Below are 17,996 nucleotides of genomic sequence, written 5' to 3' on the forward strand. Positions count from 1 at the left end.
CTCAGCCCCGCTTCGAGAAGGTGATGGGCTCCTCGACGTAGGGGCCCCACGCCTCGCGGAGCTCCTCCGGGATGCGCTGGGGCCTGCCCGTCGCGGCCGTGACCAGCACCAGAGTGGTGGCCGCCTTCGTGAAGAGCACCCGCGGGACGACGCCGGCGGGCGAGTAGAGCTCGTAGCAGACCTCGAGGCTCGCCCCGCCGATCCGCCCGATCCACAGCTCCACGTCGATCGGCGCGCGCATGTACGGGATCGGCGCGAGGTACTCGATCTCCTGCCGGGCGATGAGGCTGATCGACTCGGCGCCCGGCCGTGCGTCGAGCACCGCCGTCGCCATCCCGCCGGGCTGCGGCGAGTCCGGCTTCCAGAACGCCTGGATGCGCGCCTCCTCGAGCAGGCGCAGCATCTCGGCGTTGTTCACGTGCGCGTAGGCGTCGAAGTCCGACCAGCGCAGCGGGATGGCGACGTGCAGGCGCATCAGTCGCGGGTGAGCTTGCGGTACGCGGAGCGGTGCGGCTTCGCCGCGTCCGGGCCGAGGCGCTCGATCTTGTTCTCCTCGTACGCCTCGAAGTTGCCCTCGAACCAGTACCAGTTGGCCGGATCCTCCTCGGTGCCCTCGTAGGCGAGGATGTGCGTCGCGATCCGGTCGAGGAACCACCGGTCGTGCGTGATGACCACGGCGCAGCCCGGGAACTCGAGGAGCGCGTTCTCGAGGCTGCCCAGGGTCTCGACGTCCAGGTCGTTGGTGGGCTCGTCGAGCAGGAGCAGGTTGCCGCCCTGCTTGAGCGTCAGCGCGAGGTTAAGGCGGTTCCGCTCGCCACCGGAGAGGACGCCGGCCTTCTTCTGCTGGTCCGGGCCCTTGAAGCCGAACTGCGAGACGTAGGCGCGGGAGGGGATCTCGGTCTTCCCGACGGTGATGTAGTCGTGCCCGTCGGAGACGACCTCCCACAGGTTCTTCTGCGGGTCGATGCCGCCGCGGCTCTGGTCGACGTAGGAGATGTCGACCGTCTCGCCGATCTTCAGGTCGCCCGAGTCGAGCGGCTCGAAGCCGACGATCGTCTTGAAGAGCGTGGTCTTGCCGACGCCGTTCGGGCCGATGACGCCGACGATGCCGTTGCGGGGCAGCGTGAAGCTGAGGTCGTCGATGAGGACGCGCTCGCCGAACTGCTTGTGCAGCTTCTTCGCGTCGATGACCTGGGAGCCCAGACGGGGGCCCACCGGGATGACGATCTCCTCGAAGTCGAGCACGCGCGTCTTCTCGGCCTCGGCCGCCATCTCCTCGTAGCGCGCCAGGCGCGCCTTCGACTTGGCCTGACGGCCCTTGGCGTTGCTGCGCACCCAGTCGAGCTCGGTGGTGAGCCGCTTGGCGAGCTTGGCGTCCTTCTTGCCCTGGACCTCCAGGCGGGCGCTCTTCTTCTCGAGGTACGTCGAGTAGTTGCCCTCGTAGGGGTAGAGGTGTCCGCGATCGACCTCGGCGATCCACTCCGCGACGTTGTCGAGGAAGTACCGGTCGTGGGTGACGGCGAGCACGGCGCCGGGGTACTTCGAGAGGAACTGCTCGAGCCAGAGCACGCTCTCGGCGTCGAGGTGGTTGGTGGGCTCGTCGAGCAGCAGCAGGTCGGGCTTCTGCAGGAGGAGCTTGGTGAGCGCCACGCGGCGCTTCTCGCCACCCGAGAGGTTGGTGACGAGGGAGTCCCCCGGCGGGGTGCGCAGCGCGTCCATCGCCTGCTCCAGCTGCGAGTCCAGGTCCCAGGCGTCGGCGGCGTCGATCGCCTCCTGCAGGGTCCCCATCTCGGCGAGGAGGCTGTCGAAGTCGGCGTCCGGGTCGGCCATCGCGAGGGAGATCTCGTTGAAGCGGTCGATCTTGCCCTTGATCTCGCCCACGCCCTCCTGGACGTTCTCGAGCACCGTCTTGGTCTCGTCGAGCTCGGGCTCCTGCATCAGGATGCCGACGGTGTAGCCCGGGCTGAGCCGCGCCTCGCCGTTGCTCGGCGTGTCCAGCCCCGCCATGATCTTCAGGATCGTCGACTTGCCGGCGCCGTTGGGCCCGACCACGCCGATCTTCGCTCCCGGCAGGAACGACATGGTGACGTCGTCCAGGATCAGCTTGTCGCCGACCGCCTTCCGCGCGCGCACCATCGAGTAGATGTATTCAGCCATGCCCAGTCCTCAAGTCCGTCGGTCTGCGCGGAGTCGGGTCGCCCGCCGGTCCCCTGCTCCGCGCGGAGGCGCTGACGGAGGCTCGGACCGGGGCGGGACGCCGGGCCCCGGCCGACGCGGAGCGCAGGCCGCGGGACCGTCCGCACCAGTCGAGGATAACGGGAACTCGCCGGTCCGCGTCGGAGGGAGCGCCTGAACGCGAACCGCCCTCCGCTCCGGCCGGGCCGGTGGGGAGGGCGGATCGCGTCAGCGGACGACGGTGCGGATCAGCTGCAGGGCGTCAGGCGCTCCACCGCCTCGGACAGCGTGTCCGTGCTGCCGAGCAGGATCACCTGCGTCGCCTTGGACGCGGTGATGTCGGCGAGGACCGCCCGGGGCACGCAGGTGGGCTGGACCGCGAAGAGCGGGCTCCTGGTGTAGCCCGCCGCCGTGGCTCCGGCCAGGGCGTCGGGGAACTTCTCACCGGTCGCGAGGTAGACGGTCGTCGCCGAGGTGAAGGCCGCCTTGTTCAGCTTCTCCGAGGTGTCGTACCGGTCGGTCCCGCCGATGCGGGTGATCACCGGGCCCGTGATCGAGCGCTCGATGCCGGCGCTGACCGAGAGCGTCGAGCCCGCGATCGTCAAGCTACTGACCTTGAGGCCGCTGATGATCTGCTGGGTGAGGGGGTCCACCGTGGAGCCGGTTCCGTTGGTCAGCACCACCGGAGCGCGATTCGCGCCGGCTGCGGCGCTGGCGCTCAGGGCGTCGGGGAACTTCTCGCCCGTGGCCAGCCAGGCCATCGAGGAGGCGCCCCTGAAGGCGTCCTGGAGGATCAGCTTCGAGGTGTCGTAGCGGTCGACTCCGCCGATGCGTGTGGTCTTCCCCTTCGGCGCATACCCGGCCAGGTCGTTGTAGACCTGGCTGCCGACGCTGAGCTCGGAGCCGACGACGACGATCTTCGCGGGCTTGAGACGCGTCAGCTCGGTGCGGACGACCTGGCTCATCGAGTCGCGGTCGACCAGGAGCAGCGGCCCGCCCGCCTTGGCCGCGGCGGGTCCGGCGCTGAGCGCGTCCGGGAAGTTCTGCCCGGTGGCGACGTAGACGACGGGGACGTTCGCCGGGAAGGTGCGCTTGGACACCTCGACCGCGGTGCCCTGACGGTCGGTGCCCGAGATGCGCGAGACGGCCGGCGAGCCGGCGGGCGGGGCGGTCGGCGTTGCGGTCGGCGTGGGCGTGACCGGAGGAGTGGTCGGGGTCGGCGTGACCGGCGGGGTGGTCGCGGTGGCCGTCGGGGACGGCGTGACCGGCGGGGTGGTGGCTCCGCTTCCCGTCACACGGACCGCGGCGTCCGACGTGATGGTCGCTCCGCGGGGCTGCTCCACCCTGCCGTTGCTGATGCCGGTGACCTGGAGCAGGCTGCTCACGCGGTCCTTGTAGGCGTCGTAGGCGCTGGACGGGATCGTCACGGTGACCTTGGACTGATCGTTGTCCGCGACCACCTGGGCGGGGATCCGCTCGGTCCTGCTGGGACCGACGTAGGCGGCGAGCCCCTGGAGGTCGTAGAAGCCGTCCCGGTTGGACTCGAGGACGACGGTGTCGCCACCCTTGACGTCCAGAGCCGTGTCGACCTTCTCGTACGCGAAGTACGCGGCGCTCCGCTGGAGCGTCTGTGCGCTGCTGCTGAGGTCGACCCCGCCGACACCGCCGGCGCCGGAGGCTCCGGCGACGGAGAGGGTGGCCGACGTGGTCAGCTCGAAGCCGCTGTCGACCGGCTGGCCGATCGGACTCTGGTTCTCCTCCAGCGGTTGCTTCTGCGCCGTGATCTGGAGGGCGACAGTCCCACCGCCGAACGAGGAGAGAGGCTGCTTCAGGTCGATGCGGAAGGTGCGATCCCCGGCGTCGAGGTCCACCGCCCCTGTGAGGGCGTAGTCGCCGATCACCCAGTTGTACGTCGTGAACGCTGGGTACCTCCCCGTCGGCCGGGCGGAGTCGGACAGCGTGACGTTGAGCCCGGTGACGTCTCCCGCGACGGGAGCGGTCTGAGCGGCCGAGAACGTCTCGGTGGTCGACCAGTTGTAGGGGGTGACCTTCGTCAGCAGACGCTTCTCCGCTGCGGCAGCCGCTCCGGCTCCTGTCGTCACTCCGAGGACGACGGCTGCCGTGCTCGCGACCGCGATGGCGGTGCGCCTCCACCTCGCTCGCGTCGTCGTCTGCGGTCGGGATGTGGTCATGGCGAGTTCCCCCTCGTCGTGGTCCTCGTGCCGAGCACTCCCGTCGGCACGTCCGTCGCGGTGCCCGCGCTGGGGCACACGTGTCGGTCCGGGCAGCCTAACCGTGCGGAGCGGCGTCCCGGGGAGGGGAGGGCGCCGCCGACCACCGGGATCGCCGACCTGTCCGCTCGCACGAGGCGGTGCTCACGCTCGGATCCGTACCGGTCGGAGTGGTCCTGCAGGAGCGATGAGCGAACACCGGGCTTTTTCGGACTCGACGGGCGAGGGGCCTTGTCGAGGATCCTTTCGTCCTTTCCGACCCCGACCGGGGCGCATGGCGGAGCGGTTCCCGGTCGAGGCCGGCGCGTCAGCCCTGGATCGGGACGGTCCGGCCGACCAGGCAGGCGCCGGTCGCGATCGGAGCCGCGATCACCGCCCGCACCCCGCCGCTCTTCAGGCCGTACTGGCCGATGAGGCACGACTCCCCGAGCTTGACGGAGACCTGCACCGAGTCCGCGTCGAGTCCGACCGAGGTCTCGTCGGCCGTCAGCTGCATCGTTTCGCGGGAGAACCCCGCCGCGACGAGCGCGTCGACCACGCTGGAGCCGCTCACCTCCGGATCGGGCTCGGCCGCCGCGCGAAGGGTCTGCTCGAACACGGGGAGGTTCTGCTCCGTCGTCCCGCCCGGCACGAAGGCGACGGGTGCGGTGGACTCCGCCGGTGCCGGCGCCTCGGCCGCGGAGGAGGACACCACGGGGTCCGGCGCCGACGGCGACGTGCAGCCGGAGAGGCAGACGGCGAGACCGCCGAGCACGAGCGCGATGCGGGCCGCTCGGTTCCGTGTCACGCCCGGCTCCTCCCGACCGGGACGGCTCTCGCTCCGGTCCCCCGGATCAGAACGGGGTCTCCCCGGATCCTACCGAGAGACCGGGAGGGCCTCCGCCGACGCCCGCCGCCACCGGCGGCTCTGGCGCGGCATCACCGCGGTCAAGGCCCGACGCGCCCCAGTCCCCCGCCGCGGCGCCCTCGCGCGGCGCCTCCTCGCTCCACGCGGGCTCGGCGGCAGGGGCGGGAGCAGAGGCGCGCCCGACGGTCTTCGTGAAGCTGCTGGTCCCCCAGGCGAGGTCGTGCCCGATGCCCTCTGCCGTGAGGACCACATCGGTACCGGCCTTGCCTCCCGCCTCCCAGGCCCTCACCCCGAGCCGCCCGGTGACCAGGATCCGGTCGCCGCGCGACAGGGAGGACAGCGCGTTGCCGGCCAGGCCGTTGAACGCGGTGACGGTGTACCAGTTGGTCGAGACGTCGACCCAGCGCTGCTCCGAGCGGTCGTAGCGCCGCTGCGTCGAGGCGAGCCGGAAGCTGGTCATCGCGGTGCCGCTGGAGGTGTCGATGCTCCGGGGCTCGGTGCCGATGGTCCCGATGACGGTCAGCGTGTCGGTCATGGTCGTGTCCTCTCTACTCCTGCCCCGCCACGGCTGCGACGGGCACGGCGCCCGGGCGGAGGGGGCTGGTACCGCTCGGGCGCCGCAGTGCCAGTGTCGCGACGAAGGGCCCGCCTCCGAGGTGGAGGCGGGCCCTTCTGGGGAGAGGACGAGCGGATCGTCCCCTGTGGAGGAGCGTTACGACGCGGTGATGTACCTCGAGTAGGACTTGCGGATCTTGTTCACCTTGGGCAGTGCGACCGCCATGCAGTAGCCCTGGCCCGGGTTCTTCGCGAAGAAGTCCTGGTGGTAGTCCTCGGCGGGGTAGTAGACGCCCAGCGGCGAGATCTCGGTGACGATCGGGCCGTCCCACCACTCGGACGCACGGTCGCGCGCGGTCTCGAACAGCTCCTTCTCCTCGTCGGAGGAGTAGAACATCGCCGAGCGGTACTGCGTGCCGACGTCGTTGCCCTGGCGGTTCAGCTGTCGCGGATCGTGAAGGGTGAAGAAGACGTCGAGGACGACCTGCTCGGGGATGACCTCGGGGTCGAAGGTGACGGCGACGGCCTCGGCGTGGCCGGTGCGCCCGGAGCAGACGTCCTCGTAGTCGGGCTCGGTCGTGCGGCCGCCGGTGTAGCCGGAGACGACGTCGGTCACGCCGTCGAGGACGCGGTAGACGGCGTCCAGACACCAGAAGCATCCTCCGGCGAGTACGAATGTGCTCATTGCGTGTGACTCACTTCCTGTCGCGTCGACGCGTCCGGGGTGCCGGAGGCGTCAGTCGGTCCAACACGCTCACCACCTCCTGCATTCCGCGGATCCGCCCCCTGCAATAGAGTCGCGCCGTGAGCTACGACGCCGCCCCCGCCCGCTACGACCGCATGGACTACCGACGCACAGGACGGAGCGGCCTGCTGCTGCCCGCCCTGTCGCTGGGCCTCTGGCACAACTTCGGATCCGACCGCTCCCTCGACACGCAGCGCGCGATCCTCCGCCGCGCGTTCGACCTGGGCGTCACCCACTTCGACCTCGCGAACAACTACGGACCGCCCTACGGCGCCGCCGAGACGGCCTTCGGCCGCATCCTCGCGGAGGACCTCCGCCCGTACCGAGACGAGATCGTCATCTCGTCCAAGGCCGGATACGACATGTGGCCCGGCCCGTACGGGGACGGCGGCTCGCGCAAGTACCTGCTCTCCTCGCTCGACCAGAGCCTGCAGCGGATCGGCGTCGACTACGTGGACGTCTTCTACTCGCACCGGCCGGACCCGGAGACTCCGATCGAGGAGACCATGGGCGCTCTCGTCTCGGCGGTGGAGTCGGGCAAGGCGCTCTACGCCGGCATCTCGAACTACTCGCCCGAGCAGACCCGGGCCGCGCAGGCGGCACTGGCGGGCAGCGGAGTGCCGCTCCTCCTGCACCAGCCCCGCTACTCGCTCTTCGACCGCGGACCCGAGGACGGCCTCTTCCCCGTGCTCGACGAGCTCGGCACCGGCTGCATCGTCTTCTCGCCGCTGGCGCAGGGGCTCCTGACGGACCGCTACCTCGACGGCACCGTGCCGGAGGGGTCCCGTGCGGCGACGTCGCGCTTCCTCTCCTCCGACCGGATCGACGAGGCGTACCTGACGCGCGCCCGCGGCCTGAACGCGATCGCGCAGCAGCGCGGCCAGTCGCTGGCCCAGCTCGCCCTGAGCTGGGTGCTACGGGTGCCCACCGTCACGAGCGCCATCATCGGCGCGTCGAGCGTCGCGCAGCTCGAGCAGAACGTCGCCGCGCTGGACGCCGGCCCCCTCTCGCAGGAGGAGCTCGACGCGATCGAGGAGTTCGCGGTGCACGGCACGACCCTGCGCTGACGCCCCGGCGGGGATGTCGGTGGTCGGCCGTAGTCTGCGACAGTACTCGGCCGGTGGGTGCTCCGAGACTCGAGCAGGAGGAACCGATGTCCCTGTCCACGCTGCACGCCACCCGCACCCCGCCGACGCTCACCCGGGTCAACGCCCGGCTGTGGCGCGTGAGCACCGGCTCGGGCGCCGTGGTCGGTCACATCGAGCTGGTCGAGGATCCGCTCGGCGAGCGGTACCGCGCCCGGCTGCTGCGGGCGGGCATGCCCGCCGGCGCCGAGCTCGGCGAGTTCTGGAGCGTCGACGACGCGATCGAGGTCTTCCGCGTCGCCTGACGCGCCGATCCGCCCGGTCGGCGGCGTGCCGACCGGGCCGCGGCGACCGCCCCGGATAGCGTTCGCCCCATGCAGTGGTGGAACGAGTTCATGTCCTGGATCCGCACGAGCGAAGGACACCAGGCGGTCTTCACGGCCGCTGTGGTCCTGCTGGCCGTGGTGGTCGGAGCGATCGTGATCGCCTCCGTCTTCCGAGCGTCCATCGCGCGCCTCATCCGTCAGCAGGATCACGAGCGGAAGAACGCGGTCATCGCAACGCTCGTCGACGCCGCGGTCGACGCCTCGGCCTGGAACGTCCTCAGCAGCCCGGAGCGCGTCCTCAGCGACCGCGCTTCCGCGCAGGCCGAGACGCACCTGCGCCTCCTGCCCGTCAAGGGCTCCGGAGTCGCGGCCAACTGGGCCGCTCACGAGCTCGCCGAGCTGAAGCACACGTCGAGCACCGGCGGCTACCAGACGCAGGCGAGCGTGGGCGAGTTCCGCGACCGCCTCGTGCAGTGGCGGGACAAGCCCGGGCGCGCCCGGAAGGCCTTCCTCGCCGACCTCGAGCGCTGGCGCTTCTCGGAGACGGGTCGAGACCGCTCCGCCGAGTCCGCTCCGTCGTCCGATCGGGCCGCGAGCACCGCCGAGGCCGCTCCCCAGCGCACCGCTCCCCCGGCCGCCGCACCGACCGCCGTCGCACCGGTCGTCGTCGGCGCGGGCTCCGCCTCCGGCTCTGCAGCCCCGCAGACGCCCACGATCGTCCTCCCCGCGTCGGCCGGGGACGCCTCGCAGGAGGAGACCCGCCGCCTGCTCGCCGACGTCGACCGCCTGGAGGTGCCGTCGCGCGAGCGTCCCGTGGAGGAGCTGCCGCCCGTCGACCCGCAGCGCTCGGCTCCTGCCGCCCAGCCGCAGCCGGACGCGGAGCACGACGCGACGCCGTCGGCTCCGGCCGACGGAGACCGCGACGGCGTGCCGGCCGACGACGAGGCGGTCGTCCGGGCGGACGAGGCCCGGTTCGAGCGGTCCGCCTCGGACGACGACCGAGGCCAGGAGCGCAGCTCGGTCTGAGTGCTCCCGACCACGAGAAGAAGGCCCCGATCGCGAGTGCGATCGGGGCCTTCTCCGTGGTGCGGGCGGTGCGTGTACTGACTAGCTGTGTGCATCACGTGCACGGGCGACTCGGCCGACCAGTACGGCGAGGGGCGCCGCGACGATCGTCCACGCGACGGCGATTCCACCGAGGATGGCGAGGAGCAGCATGGTCGTACCTCCGTTCGTTACGTCGTTGTAATTCCGGACACCCCAAGACTAGGTGCCTGAATGACACTCAAACGCCTTCGGGTGGGAAACACGCCGGTGTTGCCTCCGATTTGCCGGTGTGTTACTGGTGGAGCGACCGCGAGTCCTCGTCCGAGGGTCACCGGAGCGGAGGAAAACCCCGTGGGTGCCGGGCGTCACTCCTCGGAGGAGCGCAGCGCCGCTCGAGGAGAGGCCGCGACGCGGTCGAAGGACGGGCGCGAGGCGTCGACGCTGATCCGCACGCCACCGGGACAAGACTAGGGACGGCGACCGGCGCGCTCCCGATCCGATGGTGCCCCCGGCAGGAATCGAACCTGCGACCAAGAGATTAGAAGGCTCCTGCTCTATCCGCTGAGCTACGGGGGCGGACTCCGACCACGATACCGAAGCGCAGAGGCCGCGCCCGCCGGGGCCTAGGCGCCCCGGACGAGTCCCAGCACTCCCACGACCAGGGAGACCACGGCGAGGGCGAGCGACACGCCGATGAGCACCGTGTGCACGCGGAGGAAGGTCGTCGCGCGGCCGTCCGCGTCGCGCGCCCGCGGGTCCTTGCGGACGCGGCGGAGGAAGGGCGGCCAGACGATCGCGTTCCACACGGCGTTGACGATCAGGAGGCAGCAGGCGAGCGTGATCACGAGGGTCCAGTGTAGGAGGAGCGAGGCGGCCGGACCGGGTGTCGGCGGCCGCCGATAGACTGCCCCGCATGAGTAGCGCCCCCGACCGTCTTGTCTGGATCGACTGCGAGATGACGGGGCTCGACCTCTCCGTCGACGAGCTCGTCGAGATCGCCGTCGTCGTCACCGACTTCGAGCTGAACCCGCTCGACGAGGGGCTCTCCCTCGTCATCCGGCCCGACGCGACCGCGCTCGAGAACATGGGCGACTTCGTCCGGTCGATGCACGAGACCTCCGGGCTGCTGGTCGAGATCCCCTCCGGCGTCAGCGTCGCGGAGGCCGAGTACGAGGTGCTGGAGTACGTGCTGAAGCACGTCCCGGCGGAGCAGCAGGCCCCCCTCGCCGGCAACTCGATCGGCACCGACCGCGCCTTCCTCGCGAAGTTCATGCCGCGCCTCGACGGCCACCTGCACTACCGCAACGTCGACGTCAGCACGATCAAGGAGCTGGCACGGCGGTGGTTCCCGCGCATCTACTTCAACGCGCCCAAGAAGCACGGCGGACACCGCGCCCTCGCCGACATCCTCGAGAGCATCCGCGAGCTGCAGTACTACCGCCGTGCCGTGTTCGTGGAGCAGCCGGGGCCGAGCACCGCCGAGGTGCAGGCCGTGTCGGCCGCCGTCGTGGACGAGTTCGCCTCGCGGATGTAGTACTCTCGTACAGTTGCTTCGGCGGGTCACCCCGCCGGAACACGCTCCTGGTGGGTATAGCTCAGTTGGCAGAGCGCCTGGTTGTGGTCTAGGAGGTCGCGGGTTCGAGCCCCGTTACTCACCCCAGTGGCTGTGCATGCAGCGGAAGAGGCCCGGAGTTCCGACTCCGGGCCTCTTCGCACATCCGGCGACCGGCAGCGATCGCCGACGCAGAGAGGTCCCGGATGCTCGAGCTGGACGAGGACGCCTTCGAAGCCCTGGTGATCTCCGAGCTCGACGCGCTCCCGGACGACATGGTCGACGGGTTCGACAACGTCGTGTTCGTCGTGGAGGACCGGCCCGAGGACGGGACCCTGGATCTGCTCGGCTACTACGACGGCGTCGCCCTCACCGAGCGCGAGCGCTACGGCTTCGGCGAGATGCCCGACCGCATCGTGCTGTTCCGCGAGCCGCACCTCGCCGCGTGCGACGATCTGGACGCGCTGCGCGACGAGATCCACGTCACGCTCGTCCACGAGATCGCGCACTTCTACGGCATCGACGACGACCGGCTGCACGAGCTCGGCTGGGCCTGACCGCCGCCGAGGGAGAGCCTCCCACCGGCATCCGCTCGTCGCCGCGCTCGGCGGGGACCCCTCAGCCGCGCACCGCTCCCCCGCCGCCCGTGTCCAGCACGAGGTCGGCGTTCTCCCGGGGCCGATCCCGAGCGCAGTAGGAGCGGAAGTCGCGGTCCCAGGCGTCCCAGTGCGGAGCGAAGAGCTCGCCGTCGCGCTCGAGCGCGCGCACGCGCCGCACCTCGTCGTCGGCCTCGAGCCAGACCACCAGATCGGCGTGGCGGCGCGCGGCGGCGCCGGCCGATCCGCAGCCCTCGAGCACGAGAAGTGGCTCGCGGACAACGCGGCGCCCGGCCGTCGTCCCGGCGGCCCAGTTCCAGGGCCGCCAGTGCGCCGCGAGGCCGAGGCCGTGGGGGCGGACGAGCGTCCCGGCCGTCTCCCGCGACGCCCGGTCGAGGCCCGTCCAGCCGGGGTAGAGGTCGTCCATCCGCACGAGCGCGACCGACGATGCCGCCGGCGCGAGACGGAGCTGCTCGACCAGCGCGCGCGCGAACGTCGACTTGCCGGAGCCGCTCGGTCCGTCCAGCAGCACCGTCCGACGACGCCGCGCGATCACGGAGCGGGCGAGGTCGCCCGCCGTGTGATCCGTCAGCGGCAGGATCCGCTCAGCCATGCAGGACGAAGCTCCAGGAGCCGGTGACGACGGCGGCGGTCACGGCGACGGCAGCGATCAGCACTCCGCCCGCGAGCAGCAGGAGGTCGCCGGCTCCGAGGCGCGACTGCCGCGCCCAGGTGCGCGGGACGCCGGAGCCGAAGCCCTTCGCCTCCATCGCCGTCGCGAGCCTGCTCCCCCGCCGGATGGCCAGCACGAGCAGCGAGAACGTGCGGGCCGCGAGGCTGCGGAGCGCCTCGACGGGCCCGCGGCCGTCGGCGACCCCACGGGCCCGGCGGGCCATCGACAGGGTGCGCCAGTCGTCGACGAGCAGACCGACGAGCCGCATGCCGGCGAGAGCGCCGAGCACGAAGCGCGAGGGCAGGCGCAGGATCTGCGCGAGGCCGTCCGCCAGGTCCGTCGGGTCGGTGGTGGCGATGAGGACCACGCTCGGCAGTCCGATCGCCAGGACGCGCAGCGCGATGGCCAGCCCGAGGGCGACGGATCCCTCCGTGACCGAGACGATGAGGAACTCCGCGAAGACGGCGCCGCTGTCGCGACCGTAGAGGACAGTCGAGAGGCCGGCGAGCGGAGCCGCGATCCAGACGGGAGCCGTCCGCCGCACGAGCTCGCCCGCCCGGAGCCCCGCGAAGGGCAGAACCAGCAGCTCGAGCGCCAGCGCCGTCGCCGCGGAGACCGCATCGACCGTGAGGAGGAGCGCGAACGCGATGACCAGGCTGGCGAGGAGCTTGGCCACCGGGTTGGCCCGGGCGATCCGGCTGCGCGCGGGAACGGAGTCGAGGAGCGTCATCCCGACACCACCTCGCGGGCGCCGAGGGTGACGACCGAGTCGGCGAGGGCGGCGACCAGCGCCTCGTCGTGGGTGACGGCGAGCACCGCCGTGCCCGCGTCGCGCTGCTCGGCGAGGAGGTCGACGAGCACCTCCCAGGTCAGGCGGTCCTGCCCGAACGTCGGCTCGTCGAGGACGAGCACGGACGGCGACCGGGTGAGGGCGGACGCGACGGCCAGGCGCCGCTTCTCGCCTCCGGAGAGGGTGAACGGATTGGCGTCGGCGAGGTGCGCGAGGCCGAGGCGCTCCAGGAGCTCCTCCGCCCGATGCCGCTCCGTCTCGTCGCGGGCGCCCAGCGCGAGCTCGGCTCGCACGCGAGCGGTGAGGAACTGGTGCTCCGGCTCTTGGAACACCATCGCGATCCGTCCGGCGAGCTGAGCCGAGGTCCAGCGGATCGGCTCCGGGCCCGCACCGGCGCGGAGCGACTCGGAGGCGGTCACCCGCCCCGCGACCGGCGGCAGGAGACCGGCCAGCGTGAGCGCGAGGGTCGACTTCCCCGCGCCGTTGGGTCCCAGCACGGCCGTGGCCCGCGCGGAGTCGACGGCGAGCTCGAGCCCCGAGGCCACGATGGTCGAGCGGCGGCGCCCGAGGACGGGCCGGCCGATGGCGAGGTCGTGCGCGCTCAGGGCGGCGGGCGAGGGCAGCACGCTCGCCCCGCGCCGGGCGGGGGTGTCACCGGACAGCCAGACGCCGGAGGCGCGGAGCACGTCGTGCGTTCGATCGAGGACCTCGACTGGAGCGCCGTCGGCGACGACCGCGCCGTCCCGCCCGAGCACCACGACCCGGTCGACGAGGCCGACCCACACGTCGACCCGGTGCTCGACGACGATCAGCGTCGCCCCCGTGCGGGCGGCCGTGCGCTCCACCGCCGCCCGCACCTCGCGTACACCGTCCGGATCGAGGTTGGCGGTGGGCTCGTCGAGGAGCAGGAGCCGCGGACGCATGGCGAGCACACCCGCCAGGGCGAGCCTCTGCTTCTGCCCGCCCGAGAGCGCCGAGGTGGAGTGGTCCAACGGCACGTCGAGCCCGACGTCGCCGAGTGCCTCCCGCACCCGCGCGGGGATCTCCTCGCGCGGCACGCCGAGGTTCTCGCAGGCGAACGCGACGTCGTCGCCGACCCGCGCCAGGACCGCCTGAGTGTCCGGATCCTGCAGCACGAGCCCAGCGACACCGCGCCGGGTGAGCGGCGCGGCTCCGTCGATCTCGAGCTCGCCCGCCGCGGAGCCGTCCTCCTCCCCGCCGAGGACGCCGGCCAGGGCGTGCAGCAGCGTGCTCTTTCCCGCGCCGGAGGGGCCGAGGAGCAGCACGCGCTCCCCCGGCTCCAGCGCGAGATCGAGGCCGGAGAGGGCGTCGCGGGAGCGTCCCGCGTGCCGCCAGCTCCAGCCCCGCGCCCGGACGTAAGCGCCGCTCATCGAGCGCCCGCGCCGGCTCCCTCGACCGTCCGGCCCTCGCGCCCGGAGGCGAAGCGGTCCAGCGCTCCCGAGGCCGCGAGCCCCCGCACCGCGAACCAGGACAGCAGCCCGGCCAGGAGCGCGCCCGAGACGATCGAGGAGGCGACGTAGACGGTCTTGAAGAGCGCGTCGTTGACGGCGTAGTACGACAGCAGGTCGTTGATCGCGAGGGCGAGCCCCGCACCGGCACCGGCCAGCATCGCGACGAGCGGACGGCCGCTGCGGTAGAGGAAGAGCGCCAGGACGATCTCCGCGCCGAGTCCCTGCACGAGTCCGGAGATCAGCACGGTAAAGCCCCACTGGGTGCCGATCAGAGCCGACACGGCCGCGGCGACCAGCTCGGTGTAGAGCGCGGCTCCGGGCTTGCGGATGATCAGGCCGCCGAGGACGCCGGCGAAGAGCCAGCCGCCGCCGAGGAGCCCGCCGAGCCCGGGCAGGAACTCGAAGGCGAGGCCGAGGACGTTCGTCGCCAGGCCCCAGGCCCAGAAGACGATCCCGCTCGCGACGGCGACGACGCTCGCCACCACGATGTCGACGACCCGCCAGCGCAGATCGCGCCGGGCCGGGGCGGAGGAGGTGAGGTTCTGCGCGTTCGTGTTCTGCGCGTTCGTGTTCTGCACTGACGTGCCCTTTCGTGGAAGCGAATGGAGGGCACGGGTTGGTAAGAGGAGATCGAAACGTTCCTTCGCTGGCATGACCCAGATCAGGTTCGACGGTCGAAGGCTGCTGCCTTCCTCTCAGCCCGGTGCACCGGACTCCCGTGTTCATCGGCAATCATAGACGTCATGTCGTGGTCGGTGGTCGTCGTCCTGGCCGTGCTGCTGATCGTCCTGCTGCAGGCCCTGCTCTGGCAGCGCCGTGCGCGGATCCGCCGCGAGCTGCTCAGCTACGGCACGCGGGTGCCGGCGCGCGTCGTCGGGCCGGATCCGGCACGCGGCGATCGCGATTCGGCACGGGATCTGGGCAGGCTCCTGGTCGTCTACCGGACCGCCGAGGGTGTGGAGAAGCGCGCGCAAAAGTACCCGCTGAAGCGGGGGGACGCGTGGATGGCCGGTGAGCCCGCCGCGGTGATCTACGACCCCCGCCGGCCGGACGACGCCGAGCGGCTGATCGTCGGCTTCGGCCGGACGAAGAAGAAGTGGTACCCCGCGCGCCAGCAGCGCGCCAGCTGACGCGGGGCCGCTCCGGCTACTTCTTGAGGGCGCGGATGATGCGCGCGAGGGCCTTGCCGGTCACCCACACGAAGGGGATGCCGACGGCGAGGACCGAGATCACGTTCGGCTGGAACCGCAGGCCGAGGTCGTCCTTGATGTAGGCGCCGATCGGGATGACCGTGGCGCCGCCGCCTCCGCCGCCGCCCTCCTGGCCGTCCTCGGAGCCGCTGCCTCCGCCGAAGCCGAACCAGCGGAGGGCGACGGGGACGAGCGAGACGCCGTCGACGGTGACGGGCTCGCCGTAGATCGTCGCGGTACCCGCGGTGGTGACGGTGTCGGCCAGGGAGACTGCGATGTTGGGCATGGTGCGACGGTACTCCGCGGCTCTCCGCGGCGACAAGCGGCCCGCCGGGGCGCACAGGACTCGTCCATGGACCTCCGGGGACCTGCTGCCATGATCGACGGATGTCCGCCCGCACCCGCCGCCGCCGCCCCGTGCGCTCGGCCGCGGTGGCGGTCGCGAGCCTCGTGCTCGCCGCCTTCCTCGCCTTCCACCGCGCGCTGCCCGATCCGATCGGCTGGCTGTCGGTCCTCGAGGTCGGGATCCCGTGGACGGGGCTCGTCGTGCTGCTCCTCATCGCGGCCGCGGCGGCCCTCCGGTCGCGCCGGACGGCGGCCGCGGTCACCGTGCTGGCGACGGTCTACGGCGTGCTGGTGCTGCCGGTCGCGCTTCCGGCGCCGGCCGTGCGCTCCGGCTCGTTCACCGTCGTCAGCCAGAACATCGAGACGAGCGGCGACGCCGGTGGGCTGGCCGCCTCGCTCGCCGCCCGCGGCCCCGACGTGATCGCGCTGCAGGAGCTCGACGGAGACGCCGTGGACGCGGTCGACGCCGAGCTGGCCGACGAGTACCCGTACTCGTCCGTCTCGAGCACCGTCGGCGTCTGGAGCCGGACCGAGCTGACCGACGAGGAGCCGCTCGACCTCGGTCTCGGCTGGGAGCGCGCGCTCGCCGTCGACGTCGACACGCCGGTCGGCAGCGCGCGCCTGTTCGTGGTGCACCTGGCCTCGTTCCGGCCGGGCGACCACGAGGAGCGGGACACCATGCTCTCGAACCTCGCCACCGCTCTCCGAGACGACGCGTCGGAGCGGACACTGGTCATCGGCGATTTCAACACGCCGACGGACGACCACCTGTTCGCTCCGGTGCTGGCGGAGGCGGGCCTCGTCCGCACGGGCGGAGTCGGCTTCCCGGCGACCTGGCCGTCCCTGCTGCCGCTCGTCTCGCTCGACCACGCGCTCGCCGACGGCGTCACCGCCGCGACCGTCGCGGTCCTGCCGCCGAACGGCTCCGACCACCGCCCGATCAGTCTGACGATCGGTTCCGCGTAGCGAGCGTGTCGCTGAGGTCGATCCCCTTTGCCGACTCGGGAGCCGACCGGGACAGGAGCGAGGCGGGACGCACGGCCCCGGAGCCGAAGCGGGCGGCCACGCCGTCGACCGCGAGCTCCGCGTCGCGCCAGTCGTCGGAGTCGCTCCACAGGGAGAACGCGACGTCGTCGCCCTCGACCAGCTGCTCGCCGCGCACGCCGATCAGCCGCACGGGCCGCCGCATCGGGTTGGCCGCCTCGAAGAGCGCGGAGGAGGCCTCGTAGAGGACCCGGGCCACGTCCGTCGCCTCGACGAGCGTGCGGGAGCGGGTGAGGGTGCTGAAGTCGCCGAAGCGCACCTTCACCGCGACGGTGCGGCAGCGCACTCCCGAGCGGCGCATCCGCACGGCGACCTTGTCGCAGAGCCGCAGCAGCTCACGACGGACGAGCTCGGGGTCGGCCACGTCGTCGGCGAACGTGATCTCGTGTCCGGCGCTCTTCTCGATCTGGCGGGTGTCGACCGGCCGCGGATCCACCCCGTTCGCCAGGGCGTGCAGGCGCCTCCCGGTCGCCTCGCCGAGGGCGGACACCAGCGACGGCAGCGGGGTGGTCGCGACGTCGGCGACGGTGCGCAGACCGCGGCGGACGAGCGCCTCCTCCGTGCTCGCGCCGACTCCCCACAGCGCGCTCACGGGCAGCGGATCGAGGAACTCGCGGACGCCGTCGGCGGGGACGACCAGCAGACCGTCGGGCTTGGAGCGGCCGGAGGCGAGCTTGGCGACGAACTTGGTGCTGGCGATCCCGACCGAGCAGGTCAGCCCGAGCTCGGCGTGCACCCGGCGGCGGATCTCGGTGCCGATCGCGAACGGCGAGCCCGAGATGCGGCGGGCACCCGCGACGTCGAGGAACGCCTCGTCGATGCTCAGGCGCTCGACCAGCGGCGTGAAGGAGTCGAAGATCGCCATGACGCGGCGAGAGGCCTCGCGGTAGCGCTCCATGTGCGGCTCGAGGACCACGGCCTGCGGGCAGCGGCGGAGGGCGACCGCCATGGGCATCGCCGAGTTGACGCCGTAGCGGCGCGCCTCGTAGGTCGCCGCTGTGACGACGGAGCGCGCTCCGTGGTGGCCCACGATGACCGGCCTCCCGCGCAGATCCGGCCGGTCGAGCAGCTCGACGGAGGCGAAGAACGCGTCCATGTCGATGTGCATGATGCTCGCGCGCGGGTCGTCGAAGGGCTCGGTCGTGACCTGCCGCCCCGTGCCGTCCTGCTTGCTCACGCGGTGCCGTCCTGCTTGCTCACGCGGTGCCGTCCTGCCTGCTCACGCCGCTCCGTCCTGCCTGCTCACGCCGCTCCGTCCTGCTCGACCACACCTCCGGACATGATCGCACCCACCACCGACATCGGCTTCCCGGCCGCTGCGCC

The 17,996-nt window shown here is 72.0% G+C and carries 20 protein-coding genes, 2 tRNA genes and 1 riboswitch; of the genes, 8 read left to right on the plus strand and 14 right to left on the minus strand.

Going from position 1 to position 17,996, the window contains the following annotated elements; genetic code table 11:
• Position 1 precedes the first annotated feature (1 nt).
• The 6 genes from C5C57_RS05150 to msrA form a co-directional block, all read right to left on the minus strand.
• Entirely contained in the window at positions 2-475 is a 474-nt protein-coding gene (locus tag C5C57_RS05150; RefSeq protein WP_104223707.1) for a thioesterase family protein, read from the minus strand.
• Entirely contained in the window at positions 475-2,157 is a 1,683-nt protein-coding gene (gene ettA / locus C5C57_RS05155; RefSeq protein WP_104223708.1) for an energy-dependent translational throttle protein EttA, read from the minus strand. The genes C5C57_RS05150 and ettA overlap by 1 nt, the downstream gene beginning before the upstream one ends.
• Positions 2,158-2,423: 266 nt before the next feature.
• Positions 2,424-4,367: a cell wall-binding repeat-containing protein gene (locus tag C5C57_RS05160; protein WP_104247303.1), complete on the minus strand. Its 1,944-nt coding sequence runs from the start codon at positions 4,365-4,367 to the stop codon at positions 2,424-2,426.
• 346 nt (positions 4,368-4,713) lie between these two features.
• The gene (locus tag C5C57_RS05165; protein ID WP_104297371.1) at positions 4,714-5,193 is read right to left on the minus strand and encodes a DUF6993 domain-containing protein; all 480 of its coding nucleotides are present in this window, start codon (positions 5,191-5,193) and stop codon (positions 4,714-4,716) included.
• Between the two features lie 46 nt (positions 5,194-5,239).
• Positions 5,240-5,788: a single-stranded DNA-binding protein gene (locus tag C5C57_RS05170; RefSeq protein WP_104297372.1), complete on the minus strand. Its 549-nt coding sequence runs from the start codon at positions 5,786-5,788 to the stop codon at positions 5,240-5,242.
• Positions 5,789-5,965: 177 nt separating this feature from the next.
• On the minus strand, positions 5,966-6,493 hold the full coding sequence (gene msrA, locus C5C57_RS05175; protein WP_104247306.1) for a peptide-methionine (S)-S-oxide reductase MsrA: 528 nt from the start codon (positions 6,491-6,493) through the stop codon (positions 5,966-5,968).
• Positions 6,494-6,612: 119 nt separating this feature from the next.
• Between msrA and C5C57_RS05180 the strand changes: the two genes are divergently transcribed.
• The 3 genes from C5C57_RS05180 (at position 6,613) to C5C57_RS05190 (ending at position 8,990) form a co-directional block, all read left to right on the plus strand.
• Positions 6,613-7,620, plus strand: coding sequence for an aldo/keto reductase (locus C5C57_RS05180; RefSeq protein WP_104247307.1), 1,008 nt, complete (start codon positions 6,613-6,615; stop codon positions 7,618-7,620).
• Positions 7,621-7,706: 86 nt separating this feature from the next.
• Positions 7,707-7,943 carry a hypothetical protein gene (locus C5C57_RS05185; RefSeq protein ID WP_104223715.1) on the plus strand — a complete coding sequence of 79 codons (237 nt, stop codon included), beginning with the start codon at positions 7,707-7,709 and terminating at the stop codon, positions 7,941-7,943.
• A 69-nt stretch (positions 7,944-8,012) separates the two neighbouring features.
• A complete protein-coding gene (locus tag C5C57_RS05190) occupies positions 8,013-8,990 on the plus strand; it encodes a hypothetical protein (RefSeq protein WP_104247308.1) in 978 nt (325 codons plus the stop codon).
• Between the two features lie 521 nt (positions 8,991-9,511).
• Here C5C57_RS05190 and C5C57_RS05195 read toward each other — a convergent pair.
• Both C5C57_RS05195 and C5C57_RS05200 read right to left on the minus strand, forming a co-directional pair.
• Positions 9,512-9,587 (minus strand) — tRNA-Arg (locus C5C57_RS05195).
• A 47-nt stretch (positions 9,588-9,634) separates the two neighbouring features.
• On the minus strand, positions 9,635-9,856 hold the full coding sequence (locus tag C5C57_RS05200; RefSeq protein ID WP_104223717.1) for an SCO4848 family membrane protein: 222 nt from the start codon (positions 9,854-9,856) through the stop codon (positions 9,635-9,637).
• Between the two features lie 68 nt (positions 9,857-9,924).
• Here C5C57_RS05200 and orn point away from each other — a divergent pair, with 68 nt between their 5' ends.
• The 3 genes from orn (at position 9,925) to C5C57_RS05215 (ending at position 11,120) form a co-directional block, all read left to right on the plus strand.
• Positions 9,925-10,545: an oligoribonuclease gene (orn, locus tag C5C57_RS05205; RefSeq protein ID WP_104223718.1), complete on the plus strand. Its 621-nt coding sequence runs from the start codon at positions 9,925-9,927 to the stop codon at positions 10,543-10,545.
• Between the two features lie 50 nt (positions 10,546-10,595).
• Positions 10,596-10,671: transfer RNA gene (locus C5C57_RS05210), tRNA-His, on the plus strand.
• 98 nt (positions 10,672-10,769) lie between these two features.
• Positions 10,770-11,120, plus strand: coding sequence for a metallopeptidase family protein (locus C5C57_RS05215; protein WP_104297373.1), 351 nt, complete (start codon positions 10,770-10,772; stop codon positions 11,118-11,120).
• A gap of 61 nt (positions 11,121-11,181) precedes the next feature.
• Here C5C57_RS05215 and C5C57_RS05220 read toward each other — a convergent pair whose 3' ends face one another.
• Genes C5C57_RS05220 through C5C57_RS05235 form a run of 4 tightly spaced genes read right to left on the minus strand, consistent with a single transcriptional unit; the run spans position 11,182 to position 14,672 of the window.
• The gene (locus tag C5C57_RS05220) at positions 11,182-11,772 is read right to left on the minus strand and encodes an AAA family ATPase (RefSeq protein WP_219812622.1); all 591 of its coding nucleotides are present in this window, start codon (positions 11,770-11,772) and stop codon (positions 11,182-11,184) included.
• Positions 11,765-12,562, minus strand: a complete 798-nt coding sequence (locus C5C57_RS05225) for an energy-coupling factor transporter transmembrane protein EcfT (protein ID WP_104232521.1) — start codon at positions 12,560-12,562, stop codon at positions 11,765-11,767. Before C5C57_RS05225 ends, C5C57_RS05220 begins: the two co-directional genes overlap by 8 nt.
• Positions 12,559-14,013: an ABC transporter ATP-binding protein gene (locus C5C57_RS05230; protein ID WP_104247309.1), complete on the minus strand. Its 1,455-nt coding sequence runs from the start codon at positions 14,011-14,013 to the stop codon at positions 12,559-12,561. Before C5C57_RS05230 ends, C5C57_RS05225 begins: the two co-directional genes overlap by 4 nt.
• Positions 14,010-14,672, minus strand: coding sequence for an ECF transporter S component (locus C5C57_RS05235; protein WP_104226742.1), 663 nt, complete (start codon positions 14,670-14,672; stop codon positions 14,010-14,012). The genes C5C57_RS05230 and C5C57_RS05235 overlap by 4 nt, the downstream gene beginning before the upstream one ends.
• Before the next feature lie 43 nt (positions 14,673-14,715).
• Positions 14,716-14,823, minus strand: a riboswitch (TPP riboswitch).
• A 14-nt stretch (positions 14,824-14,837) separates the two neighbouring features.
• Here C5C57_RS05235 and C5C57_RS05240 point away from each other — a divergent pair.
• Positions 14,838-15,224, plus strand: coding sequence for a DUF3592 domain-containing protein (locus C5C57_RS05240; RefSeq protein WP_104223723.1), 387 nt, complete (start codon positions 14,838-14,840; stop codon positions 15,222-15,224).
• Between the two features lie 16 nt (positions 15,225-15,240).
• Here the strand turns inward: C5C57_RS05240 and C5C57_RS05245 are convergent, their stop codons facing one another.
• The gene (locus tag C5C57_RS05245) at positions 15,241-15,570 is read right to left on the minus strand and encodes a hypothetical protein (RefSeq protein ID WP_104223724.1); all 330 of its coding nucleotides are present in this window, start codon (positions 15,568-15,570) and stop codon (positions 15,241-15,243) included.
• Between the two features lie 101 nt (positions 15,571-15,671).
• Between C5C57_RS05245 and C5C57_RS05250 the strand changes: the two genes are divergently transcribed.
• On the plus strand, positions 15,672-16,595 hold the full coding sequence (locus C5C57_RS05250; protein WP_104247310.1) for an endonuclease/exonuclease/phosphatase family protein: 924 nt from the start codon (positions 15,672-15,674) through the stop codon (positions 16,593-16,595).
• Here the strand turns inward: C5C57_RS05250 and dinB are convergent.
• A complete protein-coding gene (dinB, locus tag C5C57_RS05255) occupies positions 16,570-17,850 on the minus strand; it encodes a DNA polymerase IV (RefSeq protein ID WP_104247311.1) in 1,281 nt (426 codons plus the stop codon). The two genes, C5C57_RS05250 and dinB, sit on opposite strands and share 26 nt — an antisense overlap.
• Between the last annotated feature and the right edge of the window lie 146 nt (positions 17,851-17,996).

Source organism: Rathayibacter sp. AY1C5 (assembly GCF_002931705.1).
GTDB lineage: Bacteria > Actinomycetota > Actinomycetes > Actinomycetales > Microbacteriaceae > Rathayibacter.